At 71.7% G+C, this 17,346-nt stretch carries 24 protein-coding genes; 8 read left to right on the forward strand and 16 right to left on the reverse strand.

The window, feature by feature from the left end; genetic code table 11:
• Positions 1 to 97: 97 nt before the first annotated feature.
• Positions 98 to 523 (forward strand): D-aminoacyl-tRNA deacylase, encoded by a 426-nt coding sequence (gene dtd, locus ACGH52_RS17995; RefSeq protein ID WP_361464234.1) that lies wholly within the window; start codon positions 98 to 100, stop codon positions 521 to 523.
• Between the two features lie 12 nt (positions 524 to 535).
• On the opposite strand, the gene ACGH52_RS18000 is transcribed toward dtd, so the two are convergent.
• Together ACGH52_RS18000 and ACGH52_RS18005 are read right to left on the reverse strand one after the other, a co-directional pair.
• Positions 536 to 1,501 carry a folate-binding protein YgfZ gene (locus ACGH52_RS18000; protein ID WP_121703734.1) on the reverse strand — a complete coding sequence of 322 codons (966 nt, stop codon included), beginning with the start codon at positions 1,499 to 1,501 and terminating at the stop codon, positions 536 to 538.
• Between the two features lie 20 nt (positions 1,502 to 1,521).
• A complete protein-coding gene (locus ACGH52_RS18005) occupies positions 1,522 to 1,959 on the reverse strand; it encodes a Fur family transcriptional regulator (protein ID WP_052842947.1) in 438 nt (145 codons plus the stop codon).
• Between the two features lie 161 nt (positions 1,960 to 2,120).
• Between ACGH52_RS18005 and ACGH52_RS18010 the strand changes: the two genes are divergently transcribed.
• Both ACGH52_RS18010 and ACGH52_RS18015 read left to right on the forward strand, forming a co-directional pair.
• The gene (locus tag ACGH52_RS18010) at positions 2,121 to 2,426 is read left to right on the forward strand and encodes a DUF6247 family protein (protein WP_399940617.1); all 306 of its coding nucleotides are present in this window, start codon (positions 2,121 to 2,123) and stop codon (positions 2,424 to 2,426) included.
• Positions 2,423 to 2,686 carry a hypothetical protein gene (locus ACGH52_RS18015; RefSeq protein ID WP_399940620.1) on the forward strand — a complete coding sequence of 88 codons (264 nt, stop codon included), beginning with the start codon at positions 2,423 to 2,425 and terminating at the stop codon, positions 2,684 to 2,686. The genes ACGH52_RS18010 and ACGH52_RS18015 overlap by 4 nt, the downstream gene beginning before the upstream one ends.
• A 16-nt stretch (positions 2,687 to 2,702) precedes the next feature.
• Here the strand turns inward: ACGH52_RS18015 and ACGH52_RS18020 are convergent, their stop codons facing one another.
• The 4 genes from ACGH52_RS18020 to ACGH52_RS18035 all read right to left on the reverse strand — a co-directional run bounded on the left by ACGH52_RS18020 (position 2,703) and on the right by ACGH52_RS18035 (position 6,024).
• On the reverse strand, positions 2,703 to 3,278 hold the full coding sequence (locus tag ACGH52_RS18020; protein ID WP_052842948.1) for an FABP family protein: 576 nt from the start codon (positions 3,276 to 3,278) through the stop codon (positions 2,703 to 2,705).
• 216 nt (positions 3,279 to 3,494) lie between these two features.
• A complete protein-coding gene (locus ACGH52_RS18025) occupies positions 3,495 to 4,349 on the reverse strand; it encodes a hypothetical protein (RefSeq protein ID WP_399940623.1) in 855 nt (284 codons plus the stop codon).
• Positions 4,346 to 5,296, reverse strand: coding sequence for a hypothetical protein (locus ACGH52_RS18030; RefSeq protein ID WP_399940626.1), 951 nt, complete (start codon positions 5,294 to 5,296; stop codon positions 4,346 to 4,348). The genes ACGH52_RS18025 and ACGH52_RS18030 overlap by 4 nt, the downstream gene beginning before the upstream one ends.
• Positions 5,293 to 6,024 carry a hypothetical protein gene (locus ACGH52_RS18035; protein WP_121703730.1) on the reverse strand — a complete coding sequence of 244 codons (732 nt, stop codon included), beginning with the start codon at positions 6,022 to 6,024 and terminating at the stop codon, positions 5,293 to 5,295. The genes ACGH52_RS18030 and ACGH52_RS18035 overlap by 4 nt, the downstream gene beginning before the upstream one ends.
• 139 nt (positions 6,025 to 6,163) lie before the next feature.
• Here ACGH52_RS18035 and ACGH52_RS18040 point away from each other — a divergent pair, with 139 nt between their 5' ends.
• Positions 6,164 to 6,526 (forward strand): DsrE family protein, encoded by a 363-nt coding sequence (locus tag ACGH52_RS18040; protein ID WP_003974797.1) that lies wholly within the window; start codon positions 6,164 to 6,166, stop codon positions 6,524 to 6,526.
• A 12-nt stretch (positions 6,527 to 6,538) separates the two neighbouring features.
• Here ACGH52_RS18040 and ACGH52_RS18045 read toward each other — a convergent pair whose 3' ends face one another.
• Complete coding sequence (locus ACGH52_RS18045; protein WP_399940629.1) at positions 6,539 to 7,303, reverse strand: glucose 1-dehydrogenase; 765 nt, start codon at positions 7,301 to 7,303, stop codon at positions 6,539 to 6,541.
• Between the two features lie 43 nt (positions 7,304 to 7,346).
• Positions 7,347 to 8,132 carry an SDR family NAD(P)-dependent oxidoreductase gene (locus tag ACGH52_RS18050; protein ID WP_193777816.1) on the reverse strand — a complete coding sequence of 262 codons (786 nt, stop codon included), beginning with the start codon at positions 8,130 to 8,132 and terminating at the stop codon, positions 7,347 to 7,349.
• A gap of 93 nt (positions 8,133 to 8,225) precedes the next feature.
• Between ACGH52_RS18050 and ACGH52_RS18055 the strand changes: the two genes are divergently transcribed.
• A complete protein-coding gene (locus tag ACGH52_RS18055) occupies positions 8,226 to 8,858 on the forward strand; it encodes a TetR family transcriptional regulator (protein ID WP_193777814.1) in 633 nt (210 codons plus the stop codon).
• Here the strand turns inward: ACGH52_RS18055 and ACGH52_RS18060 are convergent.
• The 8 genes from ACGH52_RS18060 to ACGH52_RS18095 form a co-directional block, all read right to left on the reverse strand.
• Complete coding sequence (locus ACGH52_RS18060) at positions 8,855 to 9,112, reverse strand: DUF3099 domain-containing protein (RefSeq protein ID WP_171987301.1); 258 nt, start codon at positions 9,110 to 9,112, stop codon at positions 8,855 to 8,857. The genes ACGH52_RS18055 and ACGH52_RS18060 overlap by 4 nt on opposite strands.
• Positions 9,113 to 9,212: 100 nt before the next feature.
• Entirely contained in the window at positions 9,213 to 9,500 is a 288-nt protein-coding gene (locus tag ACGH52_RS18065; protein WP_076975427.1) for a DUF1416 domain-containing protein, read from the reverse strand.
• A gap of 31 nt (positions 9,501 to 9,531) precedes the next feature.
• Entirely contained in the window at positions 9,532 to 10,377 is an 846-nt protein-coding gene (locus tag ACGH52_RS18070) for a sulfurtransferase (protein WP_076975426.1), read from the reverse strand.
• Between the two features lie 142 nt (positions 10,378 to 10,519).
• Positions 10,520 to 10,600: a putative leader peptide gene (locus tag ACGH52_RS18075; RefSeq protein WP_350310325.1), complete on the reverse strand. Its 81-nt coding sequence runs from the start codon at positions 10,598 to 10,600 to the stop codon at positions 10,520 to 10,522.
• A gap of 210 nt (positions 10,601 to 10,810) precedes the next feature.
• Entirely contained in the window at positions 10,811 to 11,548 is a 738-nt protein-coding gene (locus ACGH52_RS18080; RefSeq protein WP_399940634.1) for a DUF2993 domain-containing protein, read from the reverse strand.
• A 154-nt stretch (positions 11,549 to 11,702) separates the two neighbouring features.
• Complete coding sequence (locus ACGH52_RS18085; RefSeq protein WP_399940637.1) at positions 11,703 to 12,935, reverse strand: hypothetical protein; 1,233 nt, start codon at positions 12,933 to 12,935, stop codon at positions 11,703 to 11,705.
• Between the two features lie 3 nt (positions 12,936 to 12,938).
• Positions 12,939 to 13,193 carry a MoaD/ThiS family protein gene (locus tag ACGH52_RS18090; RefSeq protein WP_076975423.1) on the reverse strand — a complete coding sequence of 85 codons (255 nt, stop codon included), beginning with the start codon at positions 13,191 to 13,193 and terminating at the stop codon, positions 12,939 to 12,941.
• A 36-nt stretch (positions 13,194 to 13,229) separates the two neighbouring features.
• On the reverse strand, positions 13,230 to 14,090 hold the full coding sequence (locus ACGH52_RS18095) for an alpha/beta hydrolase (protein WP_399940641.1): 861 nt from the start codon (positions 14,088 to 14,090) through the stop codon (positions 13,230 to 13,232).
• A gap of 218 nt (positions 14,091 to 14,308) precedes the next feature.
• On the opposite strand from ACGH52_RS18095, the gene ACGH52_RS18100 reads away from it, so the two are divergent.
• The 3 genes from ACGH52_RS18100 to ACGH52_RS18110 all read left to right on the forward strand — a co-directional run bounded on the left by ACGH52_RS18100 (position 14,309) and on the right by ACGH52_RS18110 (position 17,319).
• A complete protein-coding gene (locus ACGH52_RS18100; RefSeq protein WP_076975421.1) occupies positions 14,309 to 15,100 on the forward strand; it encodes a response regulator transcription factor in 792 nt (263 codons plus the stop codon).
• A gap of 42 nt (positions 15,101 to 15,142) precedes the next feature.
• Positions 15,143 to 16,165: a LacI family DNA-binding transcriptional regulator gene (locus tag ACGH52_RS18105; protein WP_076975420.1), complete on the forward strand. Its 1,023-nt coding sequence runs from the start codon at positions 15,143 to 15,145 to the stop codon at positions 16,163 to 16,165.
• A gap of 116 nt (positions 16,166 to 16,281) precedes the next feature.
• The gene (locus tag ACGH52_RS18110) at positions 16,282 to 17,319 is read left to right on the forward strand and encodes a S1C family serine protease (protein WP_399940646.1); all 1,038 of its coding nucleotides are present in this window, start codon (positions 16,282 to 16,284) and stop codon (positions 17,317 to 17,319) included.
• Positions 17,320 to 17,346 lie beyond the last annotated feature (27 nt).

The raw sequence follows: 17,346 nt of genomic DNA on the forward strand, positions 1-17,346 counted from the left end.
CGGCCCCGATCGGCCCCAGATGGGGGGTTCCGAGCGAAAAGAAACCCCGTACGGCCCCGCCCCCCGACACCCTGGGGGCGCACGGCATCATGACGGGATGCGTGCAGTGGTGCAGAGGGTGGACGGCGCGAGCGTCGTCGTGGACGGCGAGACCGTGGGCGCGATCGAGGGCGAGGGCCTGTGCGTCCTGGTCGGCGTCACCCACGACGACACCGTGGAGAAGGCGGCACAGCTGGCCCGCAAGCTCTGGTCGGTGCGGATCCTGCACGACGAGAAGTCGTGCAGCGACCTCGACGCCCCGCTGCTGGTGATCAGCCAGTTCACTCTTTATGGCGACGCCCGCAAGGGCCGCCGCCCCACCTGGAACGCCGCCGCGCCCGGCGACGTCGCCGAACCGCTGGTCGACGAGGTCGTCGCCCGGCTGCGCGCGCTGGGCGCGACGGTGGCGACGGGACGTTTCGGCGCCCAGATGCGGGTGTCCATGACGAACGACGGCCCGTTCACGATCCTCGTCGAGGTCTGAGGCGGGCGGGCCCTACGGCTCGACGACCGTCTCCTGCGCGGCCGCCGTCTCCTCGGCCATCAGCCGGGCGTCCACCGGCACGTTCCGCTTCACCAGGGCGAGGGCGACGGGGCCCAGCTCGTGGTGGCGCGCGGAGGTGGTGACGAACCCGACCTTCCGGCCGTCGGGGCCGTCGTCCGCGAGGCGGATCTCCGCCCCGTTCGGCGGCAGGTGGACCTCGCTGCCGTCCAGGTGCAGGAAGACCAGGCGGCGCGGCGGCTTGCCGAGGTTCTGCACCCGGGCGACGGTCTCCTGCCCGCGGTAACAGCCCTTCTGGAGGTGCACGGCCGTACCGATCCAGCCCAGCTCGTGCGGGATGGTCCGGTGGTCGGTCTCGAAGCCGAGGCGGGGCCGGTGCTGCTCGACCCGCAGCGCCTCGTGCGCGAGGATCCCGGCCGCGGGCCCGGCCTCGGCGGCGAACGCCTCCAGCTCCTCCCTAGGCAGGAAGAGATCACGGCCGTACGGCGTCTCCCGCACGACGGCGGAGGCGGGGGGCCGGGCAATCGACCCGGCGGGCAGGTGCACGAGGGCGGTGTCGGCGGTGCGGTCGGCGACCTCGACCCGGTAGAAGAACTTCATCGACTCCAGGTAGGCGATGAGCGCCTCCTGGCTGCCGGGCTCGACGTGGGCCCAGACGGTCGTACCGTCGTCGACGAGGTACAGGGCGTGCTCGATGTGGCCGTTCGCGGAGAGGATCAGCGCCTCGGTGGCCTGGCCGGTCGGCAGGTCGCTGACGTGCTGGGTGAGCAGCAGGTGCAGCCAGCTCAGCCGGTCGTCGCCCGTGACGGTGACGACACCGCGGTGGGAGAGGTCGACGAAGCCGGTGCCGTCGGCGAGGGCACGCTGCTCGCGGAACAGGTCGCCGTAGTGGGCGGCGACGCCTTCGTCCACACCCTCGGCGGGAACGGCGCCGGGCAGGGACAGCAGGGGGCTCTTCATACGCCCAGCCTACGACTCGCCTACGACTCGGTAGTTGAACCCTTCAGCGAACAGCTCTCGCAGCGGCCGAAGATCGCGAAGTGCTTCATGTCGGTGTCGAAGCCGAACTGCTCGCGCAGCTTGGCGGTGAAGTCGGCGGCCACCGACAGGTCGGCCTCGATCACGTTGGTGCAGTCCCGGCAGACCAGGTGGATGTGGTGGTGCCGGTCGGCCAGGTGGTAGGTGGGCGCACCGTGCCCGAGGTGGGCGTGGCTGACCAGCCCCAGCTCCTCCAGCAGCTCCAGCGTGCGGTACACGGTGGAAATGTTGACCCCCGACGCCGTCTTCCTCACTTCGCCGAGGATGTCGTCGGGGGTCGCGTGCTCAAGGGTGTCCACGGCTTCCAGCACCAGCTGCCGCTGAGGCGTCAGCCGGTACCCGCGCTGCCTGAGGTCGCTCTTCCAGTCGGTGCTCACCACACCACGAGTCTAGGCCCGGCGCCCCTCCTCGCGGGGTGACGCCCAAGAAGCTCTCCGGGCGCTCGCCGCGGTCGGTACCGTCGACACCAGCACCGGCCCTCGATCCAGAGGACTCCATGACCGCTCAACGCCCGGAATCACTCACCGAGCCCCTCATCCCCATGCCTGCCCTCACGCCCGAGGCACTGCGTACCGCGGTCGCGAGTCTGACGCCGAGCCGGGTGCCCGCCTTCGTTGAGGACCTCATCGAGGCGACCACCAATGCGCAGCAGACGCAGTCCCTCGCGCCCCTCCGTACTTTCGTCCACACCTGGGGAGTCTTCGTGGCGATCCAGCGCCGCACGTCCCGCGCCGCACGCCTGCGCCACCTGGAGGACGTGGTGAGCGCGGGAGTCGAGGACCCGACGGACGCCATCGCCGAGATCCGGAGTATCCACGCCGAGGCGGAGGCGGAAGCGGGCCTGTGAGCGACTGGAAGTGGGAGTACAACCCGAGCGAGGAGTACCTCACGGCAGGGCTGCCCGTGGGCGTCGTCGCCGAAGTCGAGCGGATCGCCACCGAGATCGCCGCCCTCGGGCGTGATGCCGAGACCGCGGGCAGTCGGCCGGAGGGGAAGCCCGGCGGGTTGCGGAACTTCCCCATCTTCGGCGGACGCGGCTTCAACCAGTTCCTCGCGGTGCCCCGGCACGAGTGCGTCTACATCTGCACCGTCGTCTGGAACGGGTGAAGGGAGGAACGGGCGACTACTTGAAGAAAGCGATCCCGTCGTCCGGCATGTCGTCCGGCAGGGCCTTGGCCCAGCGCTCGACGTCCTCCGGGGTGACGACCTTCTTCAGGTGCGCCGACATGTAGGGGCGCAGCTCGACCTCGGGGGTCTGCTTCTCGCCGACCCACATCAGGTCGCTCTTGACGTAGCCGTACAGCCGCTTGCCGCCGGTGTAGGGGCGGGAGGCCGCGGTGCGGGCCACCGCGTCCGTGACCAGGTCGATCTGGGGCTTCTGGTCGGCCAGCTCGCCGTACCAGATCTCGATGACGCCGTCGTCGCGGGTCATCGTCACCTCGACCTTGCGGTTGGCGTCGACGCGCCAGAAGCCGTGCTCGGACTCCAGGGGACGGACCTTGTTGCCGTCGTTGTCCAGCACCCAGGTGTGCGACTGGTACTCCAGGAAGTCCCGGCCGTCGTGGGTGAAGGAGACCTCCTGGCCGAAGTTGCACTTCTCGGCACCGGGGAAGTCGTGCACGCCCGCGCCGGCCCAGTCACCCAGCAGGAAGACGAGCGGCACGAGGTCCTTGTGCAGGTCGGACGGGATCTCGATCATGAGCGGTACTTCCTGGCGTCGGTGATCAGCGCTGGCCCTGGTACAGCTTCTTCACGGTCAGACCGGCGAAGGCGAGAACGCCGACGCAGACCAGGACCAGCAGGGCTTCGAAGAAGATCTCCACGGGGTGCTCCTTGAGCGGGGGGCATACGACAGGGCCGGGTCCCAGCTTACGCGGCCGGGGCCCGGCCCTCCGTGCGAGGTCCGCCGTGCGGATCAGTGGAGCAGTCGGCTCTGCAGGACGACGGCCTGCTGGAAGGGCACCGCCTCGGCGCCGCCCTTGCGGCTCTGCAGGACGACGGCCAGCACGTCGCCGGCACCGAAATAGGCCTGACGCACCTGTTCGGCGCCGTACGGCTCGGCTTCGACGTAGAAGGAGTACGTGAGGTCGTCGAGCTGCGCCTTCACCGGATAGTCCTCGTCGGGGACGGACTCGTCCGTACCCCGCACGGTGTAGGACGGGCCGACGAACGGCGCGATGTGGAGGGACTGCAGTTCGTCCACGACGGCCGCGGTGTCGAAGTGCAGCAGGTAGATCCGCGTGTGGGTGCCGTCCGGCGTGGTCCAGCCGCCGGCGGCGATGTGCCGCAGCCCCTCGTCGACGAGCATCGGCCGCAGCTCGTCACGATCCGCCTCGTCCCGGTACTCCTTGAGGAAGACGTCCGTCGCCAGCCAACCGTCCTTCCCGCGCAGCGCCTCGTCCTCCTTCGCGCCCTCGGGCGCCGACAGGACGAGCTCGCGCAGGTCGGCGTAGTGGGCGCCCGCCTTGTTCTCCTCGGCGAACGGACCCGGGCTGCCGGACGGCAGCGGCGCGGCGGTGAGCTCCGGGTAGTCCCACCGCCCGTCCGACTCGGTCGCGAGACCGGGTACGTCCGTCCGCTCCATGCGGGTGACGCCGTACGCCGTCGCCGACCCGACTGCCGCGAACACGGCGACGGCCGCGGTCCAGCGCAGTACGGCACGCAGCACGCGGCGGTCTCCCTTCCCGGGAGCAGCGACCGGGAGCGGGGCCGGCGGGGTTTCCGGCATCGGGGGCAGCGAGGGCGCCGGCGAAGTGGTCTGCTCGGTCATACGGATTCTCCGGGCTCGGCGATGCGGTCGAGTTGTTCGGTCACCAACGCGGTGACGCCCTCGGTATCGAACGGCTGCATGGCGTCGGCGGTGACGGTGACCAGCACGTCTCCCTCGGACGCGGCACAGAACAGCGTGTCGAGCGGGTCGTCGGAGGCACCGAAGAGGTCGAGGTCGTCAGAACCGCCCGAATCACCGGAGTCGCCGGAGCCGCCGGGCAGACGGAAGCACCGGGCGTCCTTGTGGCCCGTGATCCGCGGGCCCTCGCGGAAGACGTCCAGCGCCGCGAAGAACTCGTTCTGCCGCGTCGCCATGTCCCGGACGGCCGACCGGTTTTCCATCCGCGACAGCACGATCGTCACCGTGGAGTCGCCGGTCATCCCGTCGGCGGTCAAGGTGCCGGTGCTGGCGTAGTTGCGCATCGCCATGCCCGTGATGTGCCGGCGATCGATCTCCCTCTCGAGCTCCTTGCGCTCGGAGCGGGGCAGGCCGATCAGCGACTCCTTGCGCAGGGCGGTGGCCTGGGCGCCGCTCAGCGTGGCGTCCGAGCCGAACTCCCCGAGGTCGGGGCCCCGAGACCAGCCGTCGATCCGGTACGGCACGAGGGCCCGGGCCAGACCGCCGGCCCCGGCCGACTCCTCCGCCTTCTTCTCCGGCGCGGCCTTGGGAAGCGTCCAGACGGGGGCGCCCGGGTCGCGGTCGGCGTCCTTCACGGTCACGACGGTGTACCCGGCGCCCGCGACGGTGACGGCGGCGAGCAGGAGCGCACTCCCGATCACGGCGATCCGACGGCCACGCCCGGGCCGCTCCCCCGTGGGCGCGACGGAGTCGTCCGCGGCAGACACGTCGAGCTCGAGCCCGGCGGCCTCGGATTCAGGGGCCTCGGGTTCAGGGGTTTCGGTGGTGGGCGCCGGGAGAGCCGGCTCGTCGTTCCGGTTCTCGTTCACAGCCGCTCCATCTGCCGCTCGGCCAGACCCAGGATCGTCTCCTTGCTGATCCGCTTCTCGCCGTCGACCCAGATCTCCACCAGGATGTCGCCCCGCCGGGCATGCGCCTCCGCCGTGTACATCGACTCCTCCCCCGACTCGCCGCTCGGCGCGTGGACGTAGGCCCGCCCGTCCGCGGTCCCCGGGACGGGCCAGCTCTCGCCGTCCACGTCGTCCGCCCAGTACTGCGCCCCTTCGTTGGCCTCGGCCGTCACCAGGACCTCCTCCTGGCGGAACTGGATCAGCCGGATGCTCACGGTGTACGAGCCCTCGACGTACCAGCCGCCGACGGCCGCCCTGCGGAACTCGTCGTGGAGCAACGACTCGAACTGCTCGCCCGGTCGCTGGAAGGTCTCGGCGTACGCGGCGAGGTCCATCCAGCCGTCCTCGCCCTCCGGCCACTCGGGGTCCCGCGCCCCGCGCGGCTTCTTCAGCAACAGCTCGCGCAGGTCGCCGTCGGTCCGCACCTTGCGGTCCTGGGCGGCGGGCAGCCGCTTCGGCACCTCTCCCTCACCGGGCGCGGCCAGGGGCTGGACCGGCGACGGCAGCCTCGTCGGCTCCCGCTCGGCCTGCACGAGGTAGCCGGTGCAGGTGCCGGCGACCAGCCCCAGCACGGCGGCGGTGCAGATGAGCGCGGTGGTGCGCCCGCGCCGACGCGACCGTGACCGCGGCGCGGTCTCCTCGACCACCGGTGAACCATTCTCGGCTTCCGGTTCCTCTTCCAAGACGTCCCCCCACAGAACGTGCATGATGCATTCGATCAAGCGTGCGCACAGGAGACCCACAGCCCTGCTCCTGGGTTGCAGCGCAGTTGATTACGATTCGGCCATGGCTAAGAAGCTCGTGATCAAGGTGACGGCGGGGGCGGACGCGCCCGAGCGGTGTTCTCAGGCGTTCACCGTGGCGGCGGTGGCCGTGGCCAGTGGGGTCGACGTGTCCCTGTGGCTGACCGGTGAGTCCGCGTGGTTCGCGGTGCCGGGACGCGCGGCCGAGTTCGAGCTGCCGCACGCCGCTCCGCTGCCCGACCTGCTCGACTCGCTCCTGGCGGGCGGCCGGGTCACGCTGTGCACCCAGTGCGCGGCCCGGCGCGACCTCACCGAGAAGGACGTCATCGAGGGCGTGCGGATCGCGGGCGCCCAGGTCTTCGTGCAGGAGGCACTGGCCGACGACACCCAGGCGCTCGTCTACTGACGGCGGCGGGGCTCACTGCCCCATGACGTACGCCACGGTCGGCCCCGTGGTCCAGCCGCCGTCGATGGCGAGTTCGGCGCCGGTGACGTAGGACGCGGCGTCCGAGAGCAGGAAGACGACCGCGCCGGCGATCTCGTGGGGCTCGCCGACCCGGCCCATGGGGGTGTTCGGGTACTTGCCCTCGCCCGGTTCGATGCCGACGGCCGCGGTCATCGGGGTGTACGTCATCCCGGGGTGCACGGAGTTCACGCGGATGCGGGCGGTGCCCAGCTCCACGGCGCCGATCTTCGTCAGTCCGCGCACGCCCCACTTGGAGGCGCCGTAGCCGGAGGTCAGGGCGAGGCCCATCAGGCCGGCCGCGGACGAGATGTTGACGATCGAGCCGCCGCCGGCCTCCCTCAGCGCGGGGATGACGGCCTTCATGCCGATGAAGACGCCGGTGAGGTTGACGTCCAGCACCTTCCTGAAGTGCTCGACGGACTCCGACTCCAGCGGCGTACCGGTCGAGATGCCGGCGTTGTTCACCAGGCCGTGCAGCGCGCCGAACTCGGTGACGGCGAAGTCGGCGACCCGCCGCCAGTCCTCCTCGGAGGTCACGTCGTGGTGCAGGAAACGGGCGCGGTCGCCGAGTTCGCGGGCGGTGGCCTCACCCTCGGCGTCCAGGACGTCGGTGATCAGGACGTGCGCCCCGGCGGCGACCGCCTGCCGGGCGGCTTCCGCGCCGAGGCCGCGGGCGCCGCCGGTGATGATCACGTTCTTGCCGGTCAGGTCGTGCATGGTGGGTCTTCTCTTCCTCTCGGGACTTGCGGGGCGGGCGCCCTCAGAAGTGGGTGCCGCCGTCGATCCGGACCTCCGTGCCCGTGATGAACCGGCCGTCGTCGCTGCCCAGCATCGCGACGACCGACGCCACCGTCTCCGGACCGGCGAAGCCCCGGCCGAGGGCGGGCGACAGCTTGGCGTAGAGGCTCATGTCGGCGTCCGCAGGCAGTCCGGGACCGGCGCTTAGCCCGCTGACCCCGCTGCCGTCCGTCATGCCGGAGGAGATGGACCCGGGCTGGACGGCGGTGAAGCGGATGCCGCGCCCCGCGTACTCGCTGGCCAGGGCGTGGGTCATGGACTGGATGCCGCCCTTGCTCGCCGCGTAGGCCGCCATGTACGGGTGCGCGAACGCCGCGGAGGTCGAGCTGAAGTTGACCACCGCCGCGTCCCTGCCCTCCAGCAGCGCCGGGATCGCCTCGCGGATCACCAGGAACGTGCCGACGAGGTTCACCGTCAGGACGTGGGTGAAGTCCGCGAGGCTGGTCTCCGCGGTGTGCGAGGAGCGCAGGATGCCGGCCGCGTTGACGAGGACGTCCAGGCCGCCCAGCGCCTCGGTGGCCGCCCGGACGCCCTCGCGCACCGAGGTCTCGTCGGCGATGTCGACGACGCGTGTGGTCAGCCGGTCCGCGTGGGCCCCCGCCTTCGCCACGGTGTCCTTCAGGCCCGCCTCGCTGATGTCCGCGGCCACGACGGTGCCGCCCTCCGCGAGGAGGCGCAGCACGGTGGCCTGGCCTATGCCCGAGCCGCCGCCGGTGACCAGGACGCGGCGGCCTTCGTAACGGTTCATGTGGTTCATGTGCGTCACCGTACGCCTGGATGGCACGTTTTGCCATGACGTCACGGCGTGCCGACGGGTGGTCGCAGGCCGTACGCTTCTGGAGTGAGCACCGAGCCACCGCCCCCGACGCTGACCGAACGCCGCAAGGCCGCCACCCAGCTCGACATCGCGCACGCAGCGGCAGAGCTCTTCGCCACCCGGGGCCCCGAGGCCACGACGGCGGAGGAGATCGCCCGGCGGGCGGGGGTCGCGCTGCGGACCTTCTACCGGTACTTCCGCTCCAAGCAGGACGCCGTCGGCCCCCTGCTGACGGTCGGCGGCGACCGCTGGCGGGCGCTGCTGGCCGAGACGCCGCCGGGCAGCGCGCTGGGCCCCGCCCTGCGCGGCGCGGTCGAGCAGGCGCTGGCGACGCCGGATCCGCAGTCCGTCGAGGCGCTGCTGCGCACGCGGGGGCTGCTGCGCGCCGCCGCGGACGATCCCGCGCTGCGGGCGGTGTGGTACCGCGTGAACCAGGAGTCGGAGGAGCTGCTCATTCCGGTGATCGCCCGGCTGACGGACGGCCGCCGGGACCCGCTGGAGGTGCGTCTGATCGCCGCCGCGGCCACCGACGCCATCCGGATCGCCCTGGAGACCTGGTCCGGCACCGAGGCCGCGACCGAGGGTCCCGACTCCCCCGCCGACCTGGCGGTGCGCTGTCTGCGCGGACTCCTCGGCTCCGGGGACGACACCCCTTAGTGGCGCTTCTTGCCGTCCAGCTCGTCCCACCACTCGTCGGACTGGGCGTCGCCCGACGGGTCGTCCCACCAGCGGTCGTCGGGGCCGCGCCGGTTGGCGATCATCGCGGCCACCGGGGGGATGAGCATCGCGAACACGCACAGGCCCACGGCCGCCGGGACGGACCAGAGGCGCACGACGCCCCACGCCAGGACGAAGAGCGCGATGCAGGTCCCCATCAGGGCGAAGTAGACGTGCCGCCGCCGCGCGTACATACCTCCAGCGTAGGTCCGGACATCCCGTCCGGGCACGTCAAAGGGGCCGCACCCCAGGCGTCCAACCCGGTGGGTGCGGCCCCTTCGGCCGTTGCCGCCGTCAGACGGCGATCGCGACCTCCGCCAGGCCGCCCTGCTGCGCGACGACCGTGCGGTCGGCGGTGCCGCCCGGGACGAGCGCGCGGACGGTCCAGGTGCCCTCGGCCGCGTAGAAGCGGAACTGGCCCGTCGCGGAGGTCGGGACCTCCGCCGTGAACTCGCCGGTGGCGTCCAGCAGACGGACGTAGCCCGTCACCGGCTCGCCGCCGCGGGTCACCTGACCCTGGATGGTGGTCTCACCGGGCTTGATCGTCGAGGCGTCGGGGCCGCCGGCCTTCGCTCCGCACATGTCGTACTCCTGAGGGGTTGAGGGGGCGGGCTTACTTGTTGGCGCCGAGCTCGATCGGCACGCCGACCAGGGAGCCGTACTCGGTCCAGGAGCCGTCGTAGTTCTTGACGTTCTCCACGCCCAGCAGCTCGTGCAGGACGAACCAGGTCAGGGCCGAGCGCTCGCCGATGCGGCAGTAGGCGATGGTGTCCTTCGCCAGGTCGACCTGCTCGTCGGTGTAGAGCTGCTTCAGCTCGTCGTCCGACTTGAAGGTGCCGTCGTCGTTGGCGTTCTTCGACCACGGGATGTTGCGGGCGGACGGGACGTGGCCCGGACGCTGCGACTGCTCCTGCGGGAGGTGGGCCGGGGCGAGCAGCTTGCCGGAGAACTCGTCGGGCGAGCGGACGTCGACCAGGTTCTGCGCGCCGATCGCCTTGACCACGTCGTCGCGGAAGGCGCGGATCGCCGTGTTCTGCGGCTTGGCCTTGTAGTCGGTGGTGGCGCGCTGGGGCACCTCGTCGCCGGGGACCAGCTCGCGGGCGTCCAGCTCCCACTTCTTGCGGCCGCCGTCGAGGAGCTTGACGTTCTCGTGGCCGTAGAGCTTGAAGTACCAGTAGGCGTACGACGCGAACCAGTTGTTGTTGCCGCCGTAGAGGACCACCAGCGTGTCGTTGGCGATGCCCTTGGCCGACAGGAGCTTCTCGAAGCCCTCCTGGTCGACGAAGTCGCGGCGGACCGGGTCCTGGAGGTCCTGGGTCCAGTCGATCCGGATCGCGTTCTTGATGTGGTTCTTCTCGTAGGCGGACGTGTCCTCGTCCACCTCGACGATCGCGATGGACGGGTCGTCCAGGTGGTCCTGCAGCCAGTCGGCGTCGACCAGGACGTCGCTGCGGCTCATGTTTTCTCCTCCGGGGCAGGTGCGGCGGGGCGTGCGGTGAGAAGGGTGCGCGCTCGGGCCGTGCGGCGGCGCGCGGGTGCCCGGGGCAGGCCGGGGCGGATGAGGGATGAGGGGGACACGGGCGGCGACGTCGCCGCCCACCTCAGAAGGTGCGACAGAGCATGGCGGCAACGCGGCACAGGTCCACTGCCCGCCGCTTCGTGAGATCCGCCTGACGCTTCATAGGAACGATCGTAGGGATTGAGGGCGGGCCATGTCACCGACGTGTCGCATGATGAGACACGATCGTCCGGAGTGTGGGATCGAAAGGCCCGCCGCTGCGACCGGGAGGGTCGTCGGGGCCGGGTCGGGTGTCCTCGCATCTGCGGTACGGACAGCGCCGTCTCGCCAGGCGGACACGGTCGTCGCCGGTCCGCGGGGCACCGCCCCCGTCCTACCCGGCCAGCTTGACGTTCGAACCCTTCACCGTGATCTCGACGCCGTCCTTCGCCGCCTCGACCTTGTCCAGCTCGATGCCGCCGGGCAGCTCGTCGATGGTCTGCTGGAAGTCGGTGATGGCCCGGATCCGGGACTCGGCGAGCTGCCTGCCGCCGATCCTCGGCAGCCCGTCGGCGACCACCTCGACGTCGTTGTCCCTGACCTTGACCGAGCTGAGCACCTCGACCGGCTCGGGCACCTCGACACCGAGGACGGTGGCCTGGAGCGTCACCTTGATCTTCCCGTTGCCGCCGTCGGAGAGGCCGACGACCTTGGCGTCGATGCCGGGCGCGATCTGAGTGGGCTCGGACTTGGTGGCCTTCATCAGTTCGTCGTAGCCGACGGTCGCGGTGCCGGTGGCGCTGGCCGCGGTGGCGGAGCTGTAGTCGCCGGAGAACTCGACGCCCTTCATGTGGGCGCGCAGGTGGGCGATGCGGATCTTCTCGTTCGCGTTGCCGGTGGACGCGTCGTAGTCGTCGATGCCGATCTCCACGTCGTCCAGTTCGCCCCCGGCGACCTGGGTGAGGAAGGGGAAGCCGTTGATGGACACGTCCGGCGTCGCGGCGAGGTTCTCGGTGCTGCGCAGCTTGTCCGCGGCCTCGTCCTCGGCGAAGTTGACGGCGACACGGTCGGCGATCACGAAGAGGCCGCCCAGGATCACGACGACGATCAACAGTATTCGCAGTGCGCGCATGCGGTGTTTCCCCAACCCTGGACGCTCGACGGCGGCGGACCCGACGACCGGCGGCCGTCCAGCGCGAGCGTAACGCGGCTCCCGGGCACCCCCCGGGTTTTGTCGAACAGCTGTGACAGGGGGTGCCGGCACCCGTGACATGCGGCGCCGGGGCTCAGGCCAGGGCCCGGCCCAGGACGTACACGGCCGGGGCGGCCGCCGCGAGGGGCAGGGCCACGCCCGCCGTGAAGTGGACGAAGCGGGAGGGGTAGTCGTAGGCCGCCACCCGCAGGCCGATCAGCGCGCAGAGGCCCGCTCCGGCGCCGAGCAGCGCTCCCGACGTCCCGAAGTCCGTCACCGAGCCGACCGCGATCCCCGCCCCGGCCGCCGCGAGCAGCGCGACGACCACGGACGCCGGGGTCGGCAGCGGCAGCGCCCGGGCCACGGCGGCCACGGCCACCGCGATCCCGCCGACCGCCACCGCGTCCGCGTCGGCGGCGAGATACCCGCCCGCGACGACGGCCAGGGCCGCCGCGGCGATGGTCGCCATCAGGCCGTACATCCGCTCGTCGGGGTCGGCGTGCGAGCGCAGTTGCAGGACCAGGGAGAGCAGCACCCACACCCCGAGGGTGCCGAGGATCGCCGCCGGGGAGCGGTCCGACACCAGCAGCGCCGCGTCGGCGGCGAGCGCGCCCGCGAAGCCCAGCGCGATGCCCTGCCGGGCGGGCCACATCCCGTTCAGCCGGAACCAGCCCGCCGCGGTGACCGCCTGGAGGACGACGAGCGGGACGAGGAGGGCGTACGTGCCGAGCGCCGCCGCGCCGGACAGCAGCAGCCCGAGCAGCGCGGTCAGACCGGCCGGCTGCATGCCAGGGTCGATGATCGGCGAACGCCCCTCGGCGCGGGCCCGCTGCGCGTCCGTGATCCGCGTGTTCCCGGCGACGGTCGCGGGACCGTAGCCCGGATCGTCGGAGGAGGGCGCGGGGGCGGGGGCGGGGACGGCGGGCTCGTACGGCTGGGGCTGTGGCTGGGGCGCGTACGGCTGCGGCTGGGACTGGTACTGCTGCGGCTGCCCGTACCCCTGCGACTGCGCCGGGTACGGCTCGGGCTGCGGCTGGGCGTGCGGCGGCAGGTACGCCGTCTCCTCCGCGGAGACCGGCGGCTGCACCTGCGTCTCCCAGGTCTGCCCCTGCCACTGCTGCGTGTACTGGCCGGCGTTCGGGTCCGGCTGCTCCCCGTAGCCCTGGTACGCCTGGGACGACTGGTACGGCTGCTGCTGGCCGGGCCACGCCTGGGCGTCGTATCCCTCGTACTGCTGATTCCGGCCGTACTGCTGATTCGGGTCGTACTGCTGGTACGGGTCGTACTGCTGGTACGGCTGCGGCTGATGCTGCGGCTGGTCGGTCATCGCTCACCCTCCTGCGAACGGCGGGAGCACCTCGACCGTGCCGCCCTCGGCCAGCCGTACCGTCTCATGCCCGCGGGTGCCCACGGGGTCGCCGTCGACGAGGAACGAGCAGCGCAGCAGCACGCGCGTGAGCTCGCCGGGGTGGCGCTCGCGGACCGCGCCGAGCGCCTCGGCGAGCGTCGCCGCGTCGTACGGCTCCTCGGCCACCCCCGCCGCGGCCTTCGCGGCGGCCCAGTAGCGCACCGTGACCTTTGCCATCTCGTTCCTTCGTCGTCGGCGATGAACAACGTCAGGCTAGCCCGCCCGGGCCACCGCCCAGTCGCCGATGCGGTCCAGCAGCTCCTCGCCGGAGGCGTTCTCGGCGTGGCCCATGCCGGGCTCCAGCCAGAGTTCGCCGTGGTCACCGGCCGCCTCGGCCAGCATCCGGGGGTGGTCGAGGGGGAAGTAGCCGTCCCGGTCGCCGTGCACGACGAGCAGCGGCCTCGGCGCGATCCGGGGCACCACCTCCACCGGCGACAGCGGCACCGGGTCCCAGTCGCGGTGGTGGATACGGGTGCGCATGCCGTAGCGGCCCACCAGGCGTCCGGTGGGGCGCATCACCAGCCAGTGCAGCCGGCGCATGGGTGCCGTGCCCCGGTAGTACCAGCGGGCGGGGGAGCTGACCGACACGACGGCGTCCGTGCCCGCCCCGGCGTCGTCGGCGTACAGCGCGGCGTGCCGCAGGACCACCGAGCCGCCCATGGAGAAGCCGACGGTCACCACGCGCGTGTGTCCGAAACCGCGCGCCCAGGCGACCGCCGCCGCCAGATCGAGTACTTCACGGTCCCCCACGGTGGACCGACCACCGGACGCGCCGTGGCCCCGGAACGAGAACGTGACCACGGCGCCGTACCGCGCGAACGCCCCCGCGATCCGCCGTACGTGCGGCCGGTCGGCGTCGCCCGTGAACCCGTGCGCGACGACGAACACCAGGTCAGAGGGGTCGCGCCCGGTGGGTCCCGGCGCGTACACGGCGTCGATGGGGACGCCGTCGGCCGTACGGAGGAAGGTGCGCGCGGGCGTGCGGCGCGGCGCTCCCCGGGGCGTCTCGGGATGTGGACGATTACCTGGACCACGGGTGGAACTCGCCACATGACCCGGCCGTCGGTTGCTCATGTCGGCTATTCTGCTGGGCAGAGGACTCGGGCAACGTAGCCCCCGGGTCCTTTCGTGCTTTCGGGAGCGATGCCGGGCGGGCGCCCGGCGTTCACCTCCCGGACGCCACCAGTACGAAGCAGTGCCGCAAACGTCCTCGCAGGGACCCAGGAGGAACCAGACGTTATGGGCGAGCGAACCGGGCACGACCACAAACCGTCCCAGGCAGGTGGGGCACGATGAGTTCTCTGCTGCTCCTGACCAACGCCCTCCAGCCGTCGACGGAGGTGCTCCCCGCCCTCGGTCTGCTGCTGCACAACGTGCGTGTCGCCCCCGCCGAGGGCCCCGCCCTCGTCGACACCCCGGGCGCCGACGTGATCCTCGTCGACGGGCGCCGCGACCTTCCCCAGATCCGCAGCCTGTGCCAGCTGCTGCGCTCCACGGGCCTCAGCTGTCCGCTGGTCCTCATCGTCACCGAGGGCGGTCTGGCCGCCGTCACCGCCGACTGGGGCATCGACGACGTCCTGCTCGACACCGCCGGTCCGGCCGAGGTCGAGGCGCGGCTGCGGCTGGCCACGGGCCGCCAGCAGCTCGGCGGCGACGACTCCCCGATGGAGATCCGCAACGGCGACCTGTCGGTGGACGAGGCGACGTACTCCGCGAAGCTCAAGGGGCGGGTCCTGGACCTGACCTTCAAGGAGTTCGAGCTGCTGAAGTACCTCGCCCAGCACCCGGGCCGCGTGTTCACCCGCGCGCAGCTGCTCCAGGAGGTGTGGGGGTACGACTACTTCGGCGGCACCCGCACGGTCGACGTGCACGTGCGGCGGCTGCGCGCCAAGCTCGGCCCCGAGCACGAGTCGCTGATCGGCACCGTCCGCAACGTCGGCTACCGCTTCGTGACGCCGGAGAAGCCCGAGAAGGGCGAGAAGCCGGAGAAGCCCGAGAAGTCGCAGGGGGCGGAGCCGAAGAGCGCCGAGGAGCAGGCGGACACGCCGGTGAAGGCGGCGGAAGCGAGGTCATCCAAGGTGTGATACGCCCTGCCCGGGGCGGGTCCATCCGCGTAGACTCCGCGCGTGGCCAAGGTGACTCGGGATGATGTGGCGCGACTGGCGGGGACTTCCACCGCCGTCGTCAGCTACGTCATCAACAACGGACCCCGGCCGGTCGCCCCGGCCACGCGCGAGCGTGTCCTCGCCGCGATCAAGGAACTGGGGTACCGCCCGGACCGGGTCGCCCAGGCGATGGCGTCGCGGCGCACGGACCTCATAGGCCTGATCGTGCCGGACGCGCGCCAGCCGTTCTTCGCGGAGATGGCGCACGCGGTCGAGTGGGCCGCCGCCGAGCGCGGGAAAATGGTGCTCGTCGGCAACAGCGACTACGTCGGCGAGCGCGAGGTGCACTACCTGCGCGCCTTCCTCGGCATGCGGGTCTCCGGCCTGATCCTGGTCAGCCACGCGCTGAACGACAACGCCGCCGCCGAGATCGACGCCTGGGACGCCCGGGTGGTCCTGCTGCACGAGCGCCCCGAGGCCATCGACGACGTCGCCGTCGTCACCGACGACCTCGGCGGCGCCCAGCTCGCCGTCCGCCACCTGCTGGAGCACGGGTACGCGTACGTCGCCTGCATGGGCGGCACCGCCGAGACGCCGTCCGTCGGCGACCCGGTCTCCGACCACGTCGAAGGCTGGAAGCGCGCGATGAAGGAGGCCGGGCTCTCCACCGAGGGCCGGCTCTTCGAGGCGCCGTACAACCGCTACGACGCGTACCGCGTGGGTCTGGAGCTGCTCTCCGGTCCGCAGCGCCCGCCCGCGATCTTCTGCTCCACCGACGACCAGGCTATCGGCCTGCTGCGCGCGGCCCGCGAGCTGCGCATCGACGTCCCCGGCGAGCTGGCGGTGGCCGGTTTCGACGACATCAAGGAGGCGGATCTCGCCGATCCGCCGCTGACGACGGTCGCCTCGGACCGGTCGGCGATGGCGCGCGCCGCCGTGGACCTGGTCCTGGACGACGGCCTGCGGGTGGCGGGTTCCCGCCGCGAGCGGCTGAAGGTGTTCCCGTCGCAGCTGGTGGTACGACAGTCCTGCGGCTGCGCGTAGCGATCACCCGACGGGCGTCCTTGCACGGGCGTCTTTATATCGGGCATACGAGGTTCTGCCGGGCTTCTCAGGCAGCACTCAGGCCGCTCTCATCCGAGGGCGGGAGGCTCATGGACATGACCGAGAGCCTCCGCCACAACGGCGAGTACGAGCACGCGAACCCGTACCAGGGACCCCACCAGCACGCCTCCTCTCCCGTCAACCCGGAGTGGCCGCCCCCGCCGGCGCAGCCGCCCGGGAACCACCCCGCGCAGCCCGTGCCCGACCCGCCGCACGGCAGCCGCCCGGCCCGGCGGCGCGGTCCCGCCGCCCTGCTGGTGGCCGTGGCGATCGTCGCGGCGGCCGTCGGCGGCGGCACGGCGTACGGCATCCAGGAGCTGACCGGCAGCGACACCGTCGCCTCCAGCGCGACCAGCACCAACGTGGTGCCCTCCAGCCAGAAGGGCACGGTCTCCGGTGTCGCCAAGGCGGTCAGCCCGAGCATCGTCGAGATCAACGCCACCTCGAACGCCGGCTCCTCCACCGGTTCCGGCGTGATCATCACCGGCGACGGCGAGATCATCACCAACAACCACGTCGTGTCCGGCGCCTCCTCCGTCAAGGTGACGACGAACGACGGCAAGCAGTACACGGCCGAGGTCGTCGGCACCGACAGCAAGAAGGACCTCGCGCTGATCAAGCTGAAGGACGCCTCCGGCCTCAAGGCCGCCACCCTCGGCGACTCCGACGGCATCGGGGTCGGCGACCAGGTCGTCGCCATCGGCTCCCCCGAGGGCCTGACCGGCACCGTGACCAGCGGCATCGTCTCCGCCCTCGACCGGGACGTGACCGTCTCGACGGACGAGGGTCAGCAGCAGCAACAGCAGCGGCAGGGCGGCCAGTGGCCGTTCGAGTTCGGCGGGCAGCAGTTCAACGGCGACACCGGTTCGTCCACGACGACGTACAAGGCGATCCAGACCGACGCGTCCCTCAACCCGGGCAACTCCGGCGGCGCGCTGATCGACATGAACGGCAACATCATCGGCATCAACTCCGCGATGTACTCGGCGACCGAGTCCTCCGCGAGCGCGGGCAGCGTGGGCCTGGGCTTCGCCATCCCGATCAACACGGTGAAGGCCGACCTGCCCGAGCTGCGGGCGGGCGCGAGCAACTGAGCGGGCGCGAAGACGTGCGACGCTGAA

This window comes from Streptomyces sp. BBFR25 (assembly GCF_044590125.1).
Classification (GTDB): Bacteria; Actinomycetota; Actinomycetes; order Streptomycetales; family Streptomycetaceae; genus Streptomyces; species Streptomyces canus_D.

Bases quoted from the DNA above. Each gene is read 5' to 3' on its own strand.
- dtd (WP_361464234.1), top strand. From the start codon at position 98: ATGCGTGCAGTGGTGCAGAGGGTGGACGGCGCGAGCGTCGTCGTGGAC.
- ACGH52_RS18000 (WP_121703734.1), bottom strand. From the start codon at position 1,501: ATGAAGAGCCCCCTGCTGTCCCTGCCCGGCGCCGTTCCCGCCGAGGGT.
- ACGH52_RS18010 (WP_399940617.1), top strand. From the start codon at position 2,121: ATGCCTGCCCTCACGCCCGAGGCACTGCGTACCGCGGTCGCGAGTCTG.
- ACGH52_RS18020 (WP_052842948.1), bottom strand. From the start codon at position 3,278: ATGATCGAGATCCCGTCCGACCTGCACAAGGACCTCGTGCCGCTCGTC.
- ACGH52_RS18025 (WP_399940623.1), bottom strand. From the start codon at position 4,349: ATGACCGAGCAGACCACTTCGCCGGCGCCCTCGCTGCCCCCGATGCCG.
- ACGH52_RS18040 (WP_003974797.1), top strand. From the start codon at position 6,164: ATGGCTAAGAAGCTCGTGATCAAGGTGACGGCGGGGGCGGACGCGCCC.
- ACGH52_RS18045 (WP_399940629.1), bottom strand. From the start codon at position 7,303: ATGCACGACCTGACCGGCAAGAACGTGATCATCACCGGCGGCGCCCGC.
- ACGH52_RS18050 (WP_193777816.1), bottom strand. From the start codon at position 8,132: ATGAACCGTTACGAAGGCCGCCGCGTCCTGGTCACCGGCGGCGGCTCG.
- ACGH52_RS18060 (WP_171987301.1), bottom strand. From the start codon at position 9,112: ATGTACGCGCGGCGGCGGCACGTCTACTTCGCCCTGATGGGGACCTGC.
- ACGH52_RS18065 (WP_076975427.1), bottom strand. From the start codon at position 9,500: ATGTGCGGAGCGAAGGCCGGCGGCCCCGACGCCTCGACGATCAAGCCC.
- ACGH52_RS18070 (WP_076975426.1), bottom strand. From the start codon at position 10,377: ATGAGCCGCAGCGACGTCCTGGTCGACGCCGACTGGCTGCAGGACCAC.
- ACGH52_RS18075 (WP_350310325.1), bottom strand. From the start codon at position 10,600: ATGAAGCGTCAGGCGGATCTCACGAAGCGGCGGGCAGTGGACCTGTGC.
- ACGH52_RS18080 (WP_399940634.1), bottom strand. From the start codon at position 11,548: ATGCGCGCACTGCGAATACTGTTGATCGTCGTCGTGATCCTGGGCGGC.
- ACGH52_RS18085 (WP_399940637.1), bottom strand. From the start codon at position 12,935: ATGACCGACCAGCCGCAGCATCAGCCGCAGCCGTACCAGCAGTACGAC.
- ACGH52_RS18090 (WP_076975423.1), bottom strand. From the start codon at position 13,193: ATGGCAAAGGTCACGGTGCGCTACTGGGCCGCCGCGAAGGCCGCGGCG.
- ACGH52_RS18095 (WP_399940641.1), bottom strand. From the start codon at position 14,090: ATGAGCAACCGACGGCCGGGTCATGTGGCGAGTTCCACCCGTGGTCCA.
- ACGH52_RS18100 (WP_076975421.1), top strand. From the start codon at position 14,309: ATGAGTTCTCTGCTGCTCCTGACCAACGCCCTCCAGCCGTCGACGGAG.
- ACGH52_RS18110 (WP_399940646.1), top strand. From the start codon at position 16,282: ATGACCGAGAGCCTCCGCCACAACGGCGAGTACGAGCACGCGAACCCG.